Annotated in this window: 13 protein-coding genes; 5 read left to right on the forward strand and 8 right to left on the reverse strand. The window is 56.1% G+C overall.

Translation table 11 applies throughout. From position 1 onward, the window contains the following. Positions 1-10 precede the first annotated feature (10 nt). Positions 11-763, forward strand: coding sequence for a hypothetical protein (locus WD071_RS02800; protein ID WP_368046794.1), 753 nt, complete (start codon positions 11-13; stop codon positions 761-763). An 18-nt stretch (positions 764-781) separates the two neighbouring features. Here WD071_RS02800 and hrpB read toward each other — a convergent pair whose 3' ends face one another. Together hrpB and WD071_RS02810 are read right to left on the reverse strand one after the other, a co-directional pair. Further along, complete coding sequence (gene hrpB / locus WD071_RS02805) at positions 782-3,244, reverse strand: ATP-dependent helicase HrpB (RefSeq protein ID WP_368046795.1); 2,463 nt, start codon at positions 3,242-3,244, stop codon at positions 782-784. A gap of 7 nt (positions 3,245-3,251) precedes the next feature. After that, positions 3,252-3,839 (reverse strand): TMEM165/GDT1 family protein, encoded by a 588-nt coding sequence (locus WD071_RS02810; protein WP_368046796.1) that lies wholly within the window; start codon positions 3,837-3,839, stop codon positions 3,252-3,254. 203 nt (positions 3,840-4,042) lie between these two features. Here WD071_RS02810 and WD071_RS02815 point away from each other — a divergent pair, with 203 nt between their 5' ends. Next, entirely contained in the window at positions 4,043-4,885 is an 843-nt protein-coding gene (locus WD071_RS02815) for a VacJ family lipoprotein (protein WP_368046797.1), read from the forward strand. A gap of 41 nt (positions 4,886-4,926) precedes the next feature. Here WD071_RS02815 and WD071_RS02820 read toward each other — a convergent pair whose 3' ends face one another. Next, complete coding sequence (locus WD071_RS02820) at positions 4,927-7,035, reverse strand: acetoacetate--CoA ligase (protein ID WP_368046798.1); 2,109 nt, start codon at positions 7,033-7,035, stop codon at positions 4,927-4,929. Further along, positions 7,032-7,847: an SDR family NAD(P)-dependent oxidoreductase gene (locus tag WD071_RS02825; RefSeq protein ID WP_368046799.1), complete on the reverse strand. Its 816-nt coding sequence runs from the start codon at positions 7,845-7,847 to the stop codon at positions 7,032-7,034. The genes WD071_RS02820 and WD071_RS02825 overlap by 4 nt, the downstream gene beginning before the upstream one ends. A 174-nt stretch (positions 7,848-8,021) precedes the next feature. On the opposite strand from WD071_RS02825, the gene WD071_RS02830 reads away from it, so the two are divergent. Next, on the forward strand, positions 8,022-10,520 hold the full coding sequence (locus WD071_RS02830; RefSeq protein WP_368046800.1) for an RND family transporter: 2,499 nt from the start codon (positions 8,022-8,024) through the stop codon (positions 10,518-10,520). A gap of 67 nt (positions 10,521-10,587) precedes the next feature. Here WD071_RS02830 and WD071_RS02835 read toward each other — a convergent pair whose 3' ends face one another. The 3 genes from WD071_RS02835 to WD071_RS02845 form a co-directional block, all read right to left on the reverse strand. Continuing rightward, positions 10,588-10,731: a hypothetical protein gene (locus WD071_RS02835; RefSeq protein ID WP_368046801.1), complete on the reverse strand. Its 144-nt coding sequence runs from the start codon at positions 10,729-10,731 to the stop codon at positions 10,588-10,590. 141 nt (positions 10,732-10,872) lie between these two features. After that, entirely contained in the window at positions 10,873-11,046 is a 174-nt protein-coding gene (locus WD071_RS02840) for a DUF1328 domain-containing protein (protein WP_368046802.1), read from the reverse strand. Positions 11,047-11,288: 242 nt separating this feature from the next. Continuing rightward, the gene (locus WD071_RS02845; RefSeq protein WP_368046892.1) at positions 11,289-12,368 is read right to left on the reverse strand and encodes a serine hydrolase domain-containing protein; all 1,080 of its coding nucleotides are present in this window, start codon (positions 12,366-12,368) and stop codon (positions 11,289-11,291) included. 161 nt (positions 12,369-12,529) lie between these two features. Here WD071_RS02845 and rsuA point away from each other — a divergent pair, with 161 nt between their 5' ends. Beyond that, entirely contained in the window at positions 12,530-13,243 is a 714-nt protein-coding gene (gene rsuA / locus WD071_RS02850) for a 16S rRNA pseudouridine(516) synthase RsuA (protein ID WP_368046803.1), read from the forward strand. After that, positions 13,240-14,298 carry a methyltransferase gene (locus tag WD071_RS02855; RefSeq protein ID WP_368046804.1) on the forward strand — a complete coding sequence of 353 codons (1,059 nt, stop codon included), beginning with the start codon at positions 13,240-13,242 and terminating at the stop codon, positions 14,296-14,298. The genes rsuA and WD071_RS02855 overlap by 4 nt, the downstream gene beginning before the upstream one ends. Here WD071_RS02855 and arsJ read toward each other — a convergent pair. Then, entirely contained in the window at positions 14,280-15,509 is a 1,230-nt protein-coding gene (gene arsJ / locus WD071_RS02860; RefSeq protein ID WP_368046805.1) for an organoarsenical effux MFS transporter ArsJ, read from the reverse strand. The two genes, WD071_RS02855 and arsJ, sit on opposite strands and share 19 nt — an antisense overlap. Positions 15,510-15,512: the final 3 nt, after the last annotated feature.

Consider the following 15,512-nt stretch of genomic DNA (forward strand, 5'->3'; position numbering starts at 1 on the left):
AGCTGGACGTATGAAAAAATTATTTATCGGTCTGCTGATCGTGGCACTGCTGATCGGGGCAGGCATGTTTTATGTGGTCAGCAATCTGGACTCGATCGTGAAACGTGGTATCGAAAGTGCCGGCACTGATGCGCTGGGCACCAACGTCCGGGTGGATTCCGTGGCCATTGATCTGAGCGGCGGCAGCGCCACCCTGTCCGGCTTCAGCATCGCCAACCCCGAAGGTTTCAGTAACCAGGACATGGTTCGGTTTGATGAGCTCACCGTGGCCATCGACCTGGGCAGTTTGCGCTCCGACATTATCCGCATCACCAGTATCAGTTCGGTAAACCCTTATGTGTTGTATGAGCTACAGGGTACACAGTCCAATATTGATGCAGTCAGGGCACGTTTCCCCGCACAGGAGCCAGCCCCCGAAGCTACCCCGGGCCCACAGCCGGTGATCGGCATTGATGCGGTGACCATCAGTGGCATACAGGGTTCCCTGCAGTCGAATTTGTTGTCGACACCCATCAGCGTCAACCTGGGCGACGTGAACCTGCCGCCCGTCGAAGGCACTCCGCCTGAGCTGGCGCGACAGATAGCGCGGCCATTGCTGAGCCAGTTGGCACGCAATGCAGCTGCCGCATTTGCCGCTGTGCCGGCGTCGCAATTGCGTGACAGCGCCGGGCAGGCCGTCGAGGAATTGCAGGAACAGCTGGAGCAGGCCGAAGACGCTGCGCGCTCTGCAGCGGATGAGTTGCGCAACCGCCTGGGGTTGTAAACAGTAAGCGCTGATGCGTCAGCGCTTTTTGGTAAAGCGGGTGGCCGGGGCCTGCAATGGGTCGTCCGGCCACGGGTGCTTTGGGTAGCGGCCGCGCAGATCTTTGCGCACGTCAAAGTAACTGCCTGCCCAGAAGCCGGCCAGATCCCGTGTCACCTGCACCGGCCGCCGGGCCGGCGACAGCAGATGAATCAGCAGGGGCACCTTGCCGCCAATCACAGTCGGGGTATGTGTTTGCCCGAACATCTCCTGAAGTTTGACTGCCAGCACCGGCTCATCGCCACTGTAATCCAACTTGATGTTCGACCCGCTGGGCACTTTCAGGTGAGTGGGTGTTAACTGATCAATCTGATTTTGCAAGGACCAGTCAAGGCTCTGTAGCAGCAAGCGGGCCAGCGGCAGGCGTTGAATCTGATCGAGCCGCCTGATGCCAGTCAGGTGTGGTCGCAACCAGGTTTCCAGTGTGGCCAGCAAGGCGTCATCAGTGACATCAGGCCAGGGCTCGCCCAGCGTTTTATGCAACAAACGTAGACGACCTAAAAATTGTTCATCCTCGTCAGTCCGGGGCAGTTTCCCGGTTCGGCGCAAGGCGTCAATCAAGGCCTGACTGACAATGTCCGGTGACAGATTTTTCTCTGCTGCATGTGTCTGACGCCGTGCCAGCACAAGATCGCCCAGACATTGTTGCTGCTCGGCAATCAGGCGCCCGGCTTTATCATCCCAGTACACAACGTCGTGCCATATGGCTGCGGCGGGCAGGGCATGCTCAAGGGTTGCTTTGCTGATGGCGATGGCGTGAAAAATCCGGGCCGCAGTCGCCTGACCATCCAGCTCAACCGCTACCAGCAAGGGCTGGTTATGCAGGCCTTGATTCTCCCGCAGGGTGGCCTGACCGCCGCTGGCCAGTTTGAATCGACCTTCGCCCTGATTCTGCGCAATGCGCTCGGGGAAAATGCGGGCAAGCAGAGCCGGGGCCGCTTCCGGGTCGGCATCGTTGAGATCACAGCGCAGCCGCCGTGCCCATTGTTGCGCCGCCTGCAGCCAACGTCCGGCAGCACCGTGGGCATGCTGCTGTGGTCGTTTTAGCAGACATTGCGCCAGATCCAGATCCGAGTCGCCCGGACGCTCCTCCAGCCAGGCCGTCAGCCAGCACGCGGTTGCTGCCAGGCTCGCCTGTTGCCGGGCCGTTTCCAGCAGCAATGCGAAACGCGGATGCGTGGGCCATTCAGCACAGCGCTGACCCAGCACCGTCAGTCGATTGTTGTCCAGCAGCCCTAATGTTGTCAGCATTTGCCGACAACTGTTCAGCGCAGCCGGGGGTGGTGGTGTCATCCAGCTCAGGGCGTCGGCGTCGGGAACGCCCCAGCGTGCGAGCTCAAACACCAATGACGACAGGTCTGTCTGCAGAATCTCGGCATCCCGATGGGGCGTCAGCACCTGTTCTTGTGACCACAGGCGATAGCAGTAACCGGGCCCCTCTCTGCCTGCCCGGCCGCGGCGCTGGTCGGCGCTGGCACGATTCACCGTTCGGGTGTCGAGTCGGGTCAGACCGGAGCGAGGCTGGAACACCGGCACGCGTTCACGCCCGGCATCGACCACGATACGCACGCCGGGCACGGTAACGCTGGATTCGGCGATGGCAGTGGCCAGGATGACTCTGCGCAGCCCGGGCTGGGCGCCGCGCAATACCCGCTGTTGTTCGGCCAGCGGCATTTGTCCGTGCAGCGGGCAGATATCGGCATCCGTCAGCGTGTCGGCGAGCCGACGCTGCAGTCGGCGGATTTCACCCTGGCCGGGCAGGAACACCAGCACATCTCCGTCATGCGCCGCCAGCGTCTCGCGGATGACCATGGCCTGATGTATCTCGGCACTGTCGTAGCGCCCTGTATTGGGCGGCGCCGGGCGGTAGAGCGTAGTGACCGGCCAGCTTTGCCCGGGACAGTCGATCAAGGGGGTATTTTCACCCAGAATGCGCAGCAGTCCTGTGGTATCCAGTGTTGCGGACATCACCAGCAGTTTCAGGTCCGGCCGCAGGCTTTGCTGCACGTCAAGTGCCAGCGCCAGGCCCAGATCGGCATCGAGGCTGCGTTCGTGAAATTCATCAAAAATCAGTCCTGCGATGCCGTCCAGGGCGGGGTCATCCTGCAAAATACGCGTGAGGATGCCCTGGGTGACAACCTCCAGGCGGGTATGCTGACTGACCTGGCTGTCGCCGCGCACCCGATAACCGATGCGCTGGCCAACACGCTCACCCAATTGTTCGGCCATAAAACCGGCGGCCAGTCGGGCAGCCACGCGGCGGGGTTCCAGCAACAGCCAGCGTTGGTCATTGGGTGTATCTTCGAGCAGGGCCAACGGTACCCGGGTGGTTTTGCCCGCACCCGGCTGGGCTACCAGCAGGCAGCGCGGCTGTGATTTGAGTGAGGCGCGAAGCGTTGGCAGGATCGCGTCAATCGGCAGGATGCTGGTGGTGCTCACCATGATCCGTTCACCCGCTGCCGGACAAGCCGAAGTCACCCCCGGCGCCCAGCAAAGTGGCGATGCCAAGTACCAGGAAGATTGCCGCAGCCACCAGGTGTATCGCCCGCACAGGTAGTTTGTGAGCCAGTTTGTCACCCAGGTATACAGCCGGCACATTGGCGATCATCATGCCCAGGGTGGTCCCCAGGACTACCCACACCAGGTTTTGATACTGGGCGGCCAGGGCGACGGTGGCGATCTGGGTCTTGTCCCCCATTTCAGCGATAAAAAACGTCACCAGGGTGGCACCAAAAACGCCAAAACGTGATACCGGGGTTTCAGTATTGTCCAGTTTGTCGGGTATCAGCACCCAGATGGCCATGGCGATAAACGACAGGCCCAGCACCCAGCGCAGGGTCTGCGGTCCCATCAGTGCAGTCAGCCAGGTTCCTACTAAACCTGCAAAGGCGTGGTTGGCAATGGTTGCTATAAATATCGCGAGGATGATGGGTAGTGGTTTGCGATAGCGTGCGGCCAGCAGAAAGGCCAGCAGCTGTGTGCGATCGCCCATCTCGGCCAGTGCCACCAGACCGGTAGATATAAAAAACGCATCCATAGATCAAGTCCGGCGCAACACTTGCGTAAAGAAGAAACGCGGATTCTAGCGGAGCGGCGACCCTGCAGCAAGAACACGGCCCAGGCGCCATGATTGAGAATTCGTTTGTGCCGCGTGCGCAGTATGAGTATGCTCAGATACCGAATCACCACCGTAGCAGTAACCCGCATACGCAAGTTATGTCGGGCACAAGGGAGATGGCCGTGGCAATTGCTTGGTTGACGTTAAGTCGTATGTGTCTGGCAGCATCACCGCTGTTATTCAGTGCAGGGGTGCTATTCAGTGCAGGGGCATTTGCCCAGTCGGGTCAACCGGTGGATGACGATGTTGAGCCCAATGTGGTGCCCAACGTCGAACGGACAAATGAGTCAAGCGATGGCGCCCAGCGGTTCGGACCGAACATGACGGCTGTGGCTGAATACCGCGACCCCCTGATAGGTCTCAATCGCGCTGTTTTTGCTTTTAATGATGTCTCCTATCGATATGTGCTGGTACCGGCAGCCAGGACCTATCTGAATGTGACCCCCGAGCCTGTCAAACAGGGCATTGGTAATTTTTTCTATAATCTGCGCACACCCATTTACGCTTTGAACCATCTTTTGCAGGGCAGGCCGGAGCAGACGGTAAAAGATCTGGGCCGGTTTGTGGTCAACACCACGGTGGGGATTGCCGGGATATTCGATCCGGCTGACAGTTGGCTGGACATGGAGCGGCAGGTGACCAGCGCGGGGGATACCATGGCGCAGTATGGTGTGGGTTACGGCGCCTATCTGGTGCTGCCCTTTATCGGCTCGTCGAATCTGCGCAACGCTGGCGGCATGTTACTGGAAATGCCGCTGAACCCGATTCAATATATGGTCGACGACCCGGAAGCAACGGTCGTCAGGGTGTTCGATAACTTTCAGCTGTACGCGCCTCTGATTCAGTCCTATCTGGATATTACGGATGAAAGCGAAGACCCTTATATCTTTATGCGCAATCTGCATATTCAGGGCATTCAGCGTGACGCCGCTTACGCTGAGCAGGAGCGGTCCGAAGCAAACTGATCCACGGCTTAGACCAGGTTAGCCACTTAAGTTACCGCCTGCTATCCCCGGGCGGTGGCAAAATCGACAAACCAGTCTATTGATTCCGGGTTGGCCATCGAGTCCCGATTGACGGATTTTCCTGCATCCTTGCCCAACAATATTTTCTTCACCGGAATTTCCAGTTTTTTACCGGACAAGGTACGCGGCACCGCCGGGATGGCAAATACTTCGTCAGGCACATGCCGTGCAGACAGTTTGGTGCGGATGGCATTCAGCAACTCATTACGCAGGGCGAGGGGAACACCGGTTTGCTCGGGCGTTGCATCGCCTAAAGAGGCGGCACCCGCGACTGAGCCTGACGGAGCGGGACCCGTGAGCACGACATCGGTGACGCCGGGTGTGCGCATCACCACAAACAGGGCCATATAGGACGGTCGTTCCAGGTATTCCAGATCGATTACCAGTGAGTCCAGCACATCATCGTATTCTTCGATGACGCGGTATATTTCACTGGTGCCCATGCGGATGCCATGCCGGTTGATGGTGGAATCAGATCTGCCGTAGATGATGCCGGTGATGGACTCTTCGCGTGGAATCAGGCGCAGCCAGTCACCGTGACACCAGACGCCGGGGCGGGTAGCGGCATAAGTTTCGAAATAACTTTCATAATAACGCGAGCCATCAGTATCACCCCAGAAAAACAGCGGCATGGATGGCATGGGCTGGGTCACGACAAGTTCGCCCACCTCATCGATAATGGAGTTGCCGTTGTCATCAAAGGCGTGCGTAGCAACACCCAGTTCCCGGCACTGCATTTCGCCCGCATATACCGGCAATATGGAACAGGTTGTCAGAAAACAGGCGCCCGGGTCGGTGCCGCCGGAAATGCAGCCCAGGCGAACATCCGTTTTGACATGGGAATACACCCAGCGGTAGCCCTCTTCGCTGAGCGGCGAACCGGTGCAGCCGATGGAGCGCAGCGAACCCAGGTTGAACTGCTCGACCGGTTTGATGCCAGCCTTCATGCACAGTGCAATAAATGCCGGGCTGGTGCCAAACGCGTTGACTCTTTCGCGCTCTGCGAAGCGCCACAAGGTTGTGCAATCCGGATAGCCGGGATTGCCATCAAAGAGCATGATGGTAACGCCGTTCATCAAGCCGTTTACCACCGAGTTCCACATGATCCAGTTCGTTGAAGTAAACCAGAAGGCACGATCGCCGGGTCTGGAATCGCCATGCAGCAGACCGGCTTTGAGGTTCTGAATAACCACGCCGCCATGACCATGCACAATAGGCTTGGGCATGCCGGTGGTACCGGATGAATAGACTATCCACAGTGGGTGAGAGAAAGGCACGGCAGCAAAATCGACCTGCTGGGGCTGACTCGTGGCTTCCCTGAAAGTAATGACGTTGACCTGGCGCTCAGGCTCATCCGGGAAGGTCAGTTCAAGTTCAGCTGCTGTATCCAGGTAAGGTACAAAAATGACACTTTCAACACTGGGCAGTTGCCGGACCAGCTGTTTAACGATGTCGCGCCGGTCGTAGTCGCGACCACCGTATCGGTAACCATCTATGGCAAACAGAATTCTGGGTTCAATTTGCCGGAAGCGATCCAGCACACCGACGGCGCCCATGTCAGGCGCCGTGCAGGACCAGATGCCGCCCTGACTGGTCACCGCCAGCATGGCCGCTACGGTTTCGGGCACATTGGGCATGTAGGCAACAGCGCGATCTCCCTGTTTCAGACCCAGCGACTTCAGCGTGGCCGCAATGGAGCCAACCTGCTCGTTAAGGGTTTGCCAGGACACCTCGGCGCGGTCAACAAGCTCGGACTGGAAAATGATGGCAGGTTGATCTGCCGCAACCGCGATATGTGCCCGGGCCAGACTGTGCTCGGCGTAGTTGAGGGTCGCGCCTTCAAACCAGCGCGCGCCAGGCATGGTGCGCTCGACCAGCACCTGTTCATAGGGCGAGTGGGAAATGACGCGACAGTAGTCCCAGATCGATTGCCAGAATGCCTCTATTTCCGTAACAGACCATTCCCACAATTCATCGTAGCTGGCAAACGATAGCCCCCGGGCTTCTTCCAGCCATTGCTGATAACGCGTGATACCGGCATCGGCAATACGCGCGCGGGAAGGTCGCCATAGAGGCTCGACCGCTTTCACGACGACTTCTCATTGAACATGGCGATGCGACCACCGTCCACCACCAGGTCGTGGCTGTTAATGTAGCTGCTGTCATCACTGGCGAGAAACAATGCCGCATTGGCGATGTCTTCAGCCAGACCTGAACGCGGAATGGGCGTGGCTTTGGCCAGGTTGCCTTCAAGTTTGGCCATCTTGGCCTGATTTTCTGCGTCGCTCAGCGTCTGTGCCCGCGCCGAGCCACCCCAGAAAATCGGTGTTGCGATGGCCCCCGGTGAAATCGCGTTAACGCGGATGTTCCAGGGACCCAGTTCCACCCCGGCCAGGCGCGTCAAATGCGTGACCGCGGCTTTGGCGCCGGAGTAGAGATAACCACCCTGAGCATAGCGGTGGGCGGCGATACTGGCATTGTTGATGATACTGCCACCGCCCGCGGGTTTCATGACCCGTGCCGCGTGTTTGATGCCAAAAACCGGGGCGCCGACCAGCAGGCGCATGACCTGTGCGAACTCTTCCTCGGTCACCGATTCGGCGCTGCTGCGCTCGCCGGCGCCAGCGTTATTAAACAGGCAGTCCAGCCTGCCGAATTCGGCTACTGCCGCATCAACTGCTGCTGCAATATCGGCTTCTACCATGATATCAGTGCGTTTGAAGATAACCCGGACACCGTGTTCTTCACTAAGTTGTGCGGCCAGTGTCTCCCCTTTATCGACCGTTCTGCCGGCGATCAGCAGTTGCGCCCCCTGGGCGGCGAATATGCGCGCCGTGGCCTCACCGATGCCGCTGGTGGCGCCGGTGATAAGCGCGACCTTGTTCTGTAAACGACCTGCCATATGAATGCCTTGCCTTTGATAGTTGTTATTGGAGTCCCGGAAACCTGAAAAATCATAAACAAGCTGGGCGCCGATAGCAATGCAAGCCGTACCGGTGCGTTGGCGTAATCGTTACATAGACTTTGCGCTCCAATACTTCTATTCTGGACGCCCACCGCCGTGAGGAGTCGCAGGATGCCAGCCCCAGGATCAGAGCAGCAAGGATCAGAACAGCAAGCGCTGCATCAGCAAGGACAAAAACGGAACAATGGATTCTTCGGCGGCCTCAAATCCGGCTTCATTGAGCTGATGCTGAACTGGCCCAAGACGATTCTTGTGTTGTTTCTGGCTGTTGTTGCCGTGCTTGGCTGGCAGGCCCGGCATTTCGAAATAGATGCGTCCCCGGATACGCTGCTGACTCAGGGCAACGAACTCTATATTCAGACCCAGGACGTGAATCAGCGTTACGCGCCGCAGGAATTCCTGCTGCTCACCTACGAGCCCACCGCACACGAATTGTTCTCTGACGCGACCTTTGCCGACCTGCGTGTTATCACCAGCGCGGTACTCGGCATGGACCGTGTCGAATCCGTACGCAACATGCTGAATGTGCCGTTGTTTGCCAATGTCGACAACGTCCAGGATGTCAGCGGGGATCTGGAAGGCATGACCATCAACGATGGTGACTTTCAGATGCAGCAGGTTGAAGAGGAATTCGACGGGCATCCGATTTATACAGATTTGCTGGTCAATCGCGAGCAGACAGCTACTGCGCTGCAAATACTGTTCCGTACCGATGATCGTTTGCAGGCGCTCAATGGACGTATCAACGCACTTAACAGCAGGTCAGTAGAACAACGGCTGAGTCAGGAGGAGGCGCAGGAACTTGAGGCGCTGGTGGCGGAACGTGAACCAATGGTCAAGGCATTGGAGCAAAGCCGCATCGACGAAATCGATCAGCTCAGAACCCTTGCTGCAGAATACGCCAACGAAGCCAATATCCGGCTCGGTGGTGTGCACGTAATCGCCTATCAACTGATTGAAATCATCAGCAATGATCTGCTGATCTTCGGCGCCGCGATTGCAGTGATGATTTGTCTGGTGTTGCTGGTTCTGTTCCGAAGCGTGCGCTGGATTCTGATTCCGATTGTGTGTTGCATCTGCAGTGTACTGCCAACGATCGGCCTGTTCGCTTTGCTGGGCATGAAGGCAACCGTGATCTCTGCCAACTTCATCGCCCTGCAGCTTATTCTGACACTGGCGATTGTGATACACCTGATTGTTCAGTACCGGCAGTTTGCTGAAGAAAACAATGATATGACGCAGCGGGATCTTGTCCGGGCCACGCTCGACGAAAAGATTGGTCCCTGCTTTTTTGCCGGCATCACCACCTCGGTCGGTTTCGCCTCTCTCATTTTCAGCGGCATTCAACCCGTCATCTCCTTTGGCTGGATGATGATCATCGCAATGGCGTTCTCGATTGTGGTCAGTCTGGTTCTGTTCCCGGCACTGATTGACCTGCTGCCGCGAGAAAAGGTACGTAAAGATCTGTCAGTGCTGGTGGCGCTGGTCAGAGGGTTTCTGGCGCTGGTACTAAAACACAGGGTTGTTGTCGTGGTGACCTCCCTGTTGATCATGGCAGTGGGTGTATCAGGCGCCATGCGTCTGAGCGTGGAAAATAGCTTCATCAATTATTTTAAGCAGTCGACTCAGATCTATCAGGAACTGGCCTATATCGACCAGTCCTTTGGCGGCACGACGCCACTGGATCTGGTCTACACCTTGCCGGACCGCTCGGACAACGCTGATATCGTGATGACTGCAGAAAGTGTGTTAAGCATGCAGCGAATTCAGAATCGCATGAATCGTTATGACGCTACCGGACGCATACTGTCGCCGGTCAACATGACGGATCTGGCGCGGGATGTAAACAATGACCGCCCGCTGACCGAGTACGAACTGACGGCGTTGTACTGGATGATGGACGAATCATTTCGCGATGACCTGATTGGCTCTTTCTTTGACGAGGAAAACAATGAAGTAAGGTTCAATATCTGGGTCGAAGACCTGACCGACGACCTTAACCGGGCTGAGCTTCTGCAAAGTGTAAAAAACGACATGGCAGAGCTGGGCGTGGATGAATCGGATTACCAGCTGACCAATCTTTTTATGCTGTATCAGGACATCATGCAACAACTTGCGGATTCGCAGATTACAACGCTGGCGATCGTTTACGTGGCATTGACGCTGACCTTCATGCTGATTTTTAAATCACTGTCGGTTGCGCTGGTTGCCATTGCGCCGAACCTGTTGTCGACCGCTGCCATATTTGGCGTCATGGGGTGGGTCGGTCTACCGCTGGATCTGATGACAATTACTATCGCAGCTATTGTTATGGGTATCGCAGTGGATGACACCATACATTATGTGCACCGGTATCTGGCGGAACTGAAAAAGGGGGGGGATGCTGAAAAGGCGGTGTCACGTTCGCACGCGACAGTGGGTATGGCGATGCTCTACACAAGCCTGCTTATAGGTGCAGGTTTTTCGATGCTCGCATTTTCCGATTTTGTACCGAGTGTTGTGTTCGGGTTGCTAACAGCGCTGGCAATGTTGCTGGCGCTGTTTGCAGACCTGTGTTTACTGCCGCTGCTTCTAAGCCGCTTTGTGAAACCGGCGGCCATGAAGCAGTAGCGACAGACTGACAGTTTAGACAGCCCGACAGTTTTGACAGTCAGACAGCCTATCAGTCAGTCGTGTCTCAGTTAGTAGCGTCGTTAATTGCATCTGCCGCTTCTTCTGCGGCTTCATCAATGTTTTCGCCAGCTTCCTCTGCCGGACCTTGCTGCTCACACGCAGCCAGGCCCAGAACGGCCACAATAAACAACAAATAAAGCTTATTCATATATCCTCCTGGACATTATTTAAGTTATGCAGTAATCCCTTTTGCGATCCATCGCATCGTGCTGTTTATGGCACTATAACTCCATAGCTCGGTCTGTCCTTTTTCCGATCATTCCTGATTTCCGATCATTCCTGAATTGATCTAAACCGGCGGCTTGCCACGAACTGCGCGCGCGATCATCGCGACAATAAACAGAATGATAAAGATAAAGAACAATACTTCCGCAATACCAACTGCTGTGCCTGCAATGCCAGTAAATCCCAGCAAGCCTGCGATGACGGCAATGATCAAAAATGTAATAGCCCAACTAAGCATAATGCTATCCTCCCGGGACGTCCCGCGTCGAATGATTCCCTGTTGTACGAAATCATCATCGCAAAGATTATGGTAAATAGCAAAGCATCTAAATGTCAGAACTCGCGCTCAGGGATGTACAGTTTCTGCCAGCAAAGTGTCGTGCCAGCCTTACACATTCAGGGCATGTTGGTTAAGTGACTGAATTGGATGTCATGACATGTCGGGCAGGCCAGACACCTTTTCCGAAAATACGCCAGGCGTTACAGAGGTAGGGTATTTTTGTCCTGCAAAGGTGCCAGAATATTATTTTCCATAAAGGCATAAAGTTGCCTTAAGTGACCCGATCGGTCGCTCCCGGGGGTGCTATCGGAGGTCGCAACAATGACCAGATCAAACTCTTCGACCACCAGAATGAGCTGTCCGCCATAGCCCCACGCCAACGGCACCAGCATGCCGGCCATTTCGCGCAACCACCAGCCGTAGCCGTAAAAGCGACCCTGGCCGCGCGGTGAGGTTGCGTGTGACTGATGTGATTCCTGCACCCATTCCCGTGACACAATCTGCGTATTATTGTACCGACCGTCATTTAAATAGAGCTCACCAAAGGCCAGCATCTGCCTCGGGGTTATTTCCATATCATTGCCACCAAAATAAATGCCCTGAGGGTCCTGGCTCCAGTACGCCATCCGGAAACCCATCGGGGAAGCCAGGTGCTGTTGCGCAAACTCCCGGGAACTCATGCCCGTTGCTCTGGTCAGGATCGCTGACAGGATGTGAGTGCTGCCGGTGCTGTAAATCATGCTGCTGCCAGGCGCCGCAACAAACGGACGGTTCAGGGCGGCTTCCACCCAGTTGTCGCTCAACACCCAACGACCATAGTTGCGGCCGCTGGTGCTTTGCAGCCCGGCCTGCATGGTTAACAGGTGCCTTATGGTCAGAGATTGCCAATGTTCGGGAGATTCTGGATTCGCGTATTCCGGAAAATAGCCAGCAACCGGTTCGTCAATACTGTTGATATGCCCTTTATCAATGGCAATGCCCACCAGGGCCGAGATCACACTTTTGGAGGCCGATTTCATATTCGCTGGCTGGGAATCGGTTCTGCCGGCGTAGTACTGCTCAAAAATGAGTTCGTTATCGTGACTGATCAGCAGACTGTGCAGCCTGGGCAGGGTGCCGGCCTGTTGATCGAGTTGCTCAGGGTTCAGTGCATCAAGAATGCTCGCCTTATCCATCGTCTGTGCCCCGGCCTGGCTGTGCAGGCCGATCAGAACAGTAGCAAAAGCGGTAAATTTGCGCAGTACGGCAAGCCGGACTGAATGACGGTTAAGCGGGAGCACTGTCAACACTGGATACCTCGTAAACGGGGGGGTGATGATGAGTGTATACGAATCCCGAGGCGAATTGGCTCGATTGGGTCACTCAGGTTTGTTGCCGTATGCATCGCCTGCTATGCTAGCACTCAACTGTCACCTTACCTCTTTCATACAAGCCCTAGCCAATGTCTTCTGTCAAATTCCCTATGCGCCTGGATAAATTCCTGGGTCATGCCACCGAACTGTCCCGTGAACTGGCCCGTCGGGCTATCAGGTCGAAACGCGTTCTGGTCAACGGAGATGTCGTAAAAAGCGCCTCGCTCAGCATCGCGGCGGACGATTCCGTCATGCTCGACGGGGGCGTCGTGACCATACCCGGCCCGCGCTACTTCATGTTGCACAAACCAGAAGGTTACGTTTGCGCCACAGCAGACGGTGACTACCCGACCGTGCTTGACCTGATGGGCGATGAAGGCGTTGATCTGACCATCGCCGGCAGGCTCGACAAGGATACCACCGGACTGGTGTTGTTAAGTGACGATGGCCAATGGATACACAGCGTGATTTCGCCACGACGCGAGTGCATGAAGACTTACATTGCTGATCTTGATGGTCCCATTGACGATGCCATCGTGCAACGCTTTGCCCAGGGTTTCAGTTTGCGCAATGAAGTCAAACCGACAAAACCCGCTGTGCTCAAACCAATTGCAGGCCCTCGGGTGGAAGTCAGCATAGGGGAAGGCCGTTACCATCAGGTCAGGCGTATGTTTGCTGCGTGTGGACGGTATGTCGAACAGCTGCATCGGGTCAGAATTGGAGGCATCACTCTTGATGCATCGCTGGCACCGGGGGAGTACCGTGAGTTGAGTCCTGACGAAGTCAAAGGTGTTGCCTCTTGAGTGGTTTGCCCGAAAAAGACCAGAATCTGGCATTGGTACTGCAGCTGTTGGCACCGACACAGCAGTCCGGGAATACCTTGTGGCTGGTAGACGAGAACCTTCCGGTTGCATCTCTGATGACGGTGCCGGGTGCCGCATCGATAACGGCGGTGACCAATCGCTATGACATCAGTGCAGATCTGCAAGCGAAAGGTGTTACCACCCTGCTCTGCGATTTCGATTTTTCCGGCCTGGGTTCCTATCAGCGTATTGTGTATCGCATTTCAAAAGAAAAAATGCTGGTTCATCACTGCATCAATCAGGCCATCAGGCAGTTGAGCGATGACGGTGAACTGTTCATTATTGGCAATAAACAGGACGGTTTAAAGTCTATTGCAAAAAATGCTGCACAAACGTACGGCCAAAAGAACAATACCCAAAAGCTCGGTAACAGTTATCTGGCCAGTTTCACCCGTCCCGCAAACCTGAGCGATGAGCAGATGTTGCCCAGCAATCACTACGGTACACTGCGCCAGGTGCAACACAAAGAAATCACTTTCCAGTCAAAGCCGGGCGTGTTTGGCTGGGAGAAAGTTGACCGTGGCAGTGAGCTGTTGACCACCGTGCTGCCAACCATTAGGCGCTACATGAAATCGGTGAGCAGCGTGCTCGACCTGGGGTGTGGCTGGGGCTATCTGATGCTGGCAACCCGCGACTGGGACGTGGAAACCCGCTGTGCCACGGACAACAATATTGCGGCTGTCGAAGCCGCGCGAACGAACTTTGCTGACCATGGTTTGACGGTTGATTGCGTGGCCGATGATTGCGCCAGTAATATTCGTGGCCGTTTTGACCTTATTCTGTGCAACCCGCCCTTTCATCAGGGTTTCGCTGTCAGTGATACTCTGACAGAAAAATTCCTCGCCGCCGCGTCACGTTTGAGTCGTCGCAGCACACGCGCGATTTTTGTGGTGAATCAATTTGTGCCACTGGAAAAACATGCAGAGAAATATTTCTCCGCATGTCGTCTGTTGCTGGCCGAAGACGGCTTCCGGGTTTACGAACTCAGACCCTGAGCGTGCCGTGGCAGTTTTATCGAGATCAGCGCTGTCAGCGCAATCATGGCGCAGGAAATCCACAGGCAAGCGGCCAGACCCGCTGTCTGGAAAACCCAGCCGGACAGCACCGTCCCCAGCAACCGACCCATGGCATTGGCCATGTAATAAAAACCGACATCCAGTGATACCCCATCGTCGCGGGCATAACTGACGATCAGATAGCTGTGCAGCGCCGAGTTGATTGCGAACACCACACCAAAAATCATCAAGCCACTTATCAGTACAGTCGCCGGGCTGAATGCACTGCCCGGATCAATGCCCAGCCCCAGCGCAATCAGGGCGGGAACAGCCGCCAGCAGAATAGCCCAGCGCAAGGCACTGCGCCCATCGGGTGCCTCACTGCTGATGCCGGTCAGGCGCGGTGCCAGTGCTTGCACGATGCCATAGGCAATCACCCAGGCGGCCAGAAAACCGCCGGTCTGCCAGTGATCCCAGTTAAGTGTCTGGGACAAATAAACCGGCAGCGCCACCACAAACCAGACATCACGCGCACTGAACAAAAACAGCCGCGCGGCGGACAGGTAGTTGATGGCCGGGCTTTTGGAAAAAACATCACGGAACTTTGGTTTCAGTGAGGCGCGGCCCAGATCCTTTTTCAACAGCAGCAGGCTGGATAAAAACACCAGCAGCAAACCTGTAGCCATGATCAGCACGGCACCGGCAAAACCGGCAACGGTCAGCAGCGCACCTCCCAGGAAAAACCCCACACCCTTTAATGCATTTTTGGAGCCGGTCAGCAGGGCCACCCATTTGTACAGACTGCGTTGCGCATCAGCGGGCACCAGCATCTTGATGGCGCTTTTGGCGCTCATTTTATTCAGATCCTTGGCAATACCGGACAACGCCTGCGCCGCCATCACCCAGGGCACGGTCAGCATGGCGGCGGGCACCAACAGCATGCTCAGCGCCAGTATCTGCAGAAACAGCCCGGCATTCATGGTGCGATTCAGGCCAATACGAGCGCCCAGCCAGCCGCCGCACAGATTGGTAATGACACCAAAAATTTCGTAGAACAAAAACAGCATGGCGATCTGCAATGGGCTGTAACCCAGGCTGTTGAAGTGCAGCACCACCAGCATGCGCAGGGCGCCATCAGTCAGGGTAAACGCCCAGTAGTTGCCGGTGACAACCAGGTACTGTTTTATGTCAGTGGACAGATTGGCAAGCATGGG

This window comes from Pseudohongiella sp. (assembly GCF_040877505.1).
Lineage (GTDB): Bacteria > Pseudomonadota > Gammaproteobacteria > Pseudomonadales > Pseudohongiellaceae > Pseudohongiella.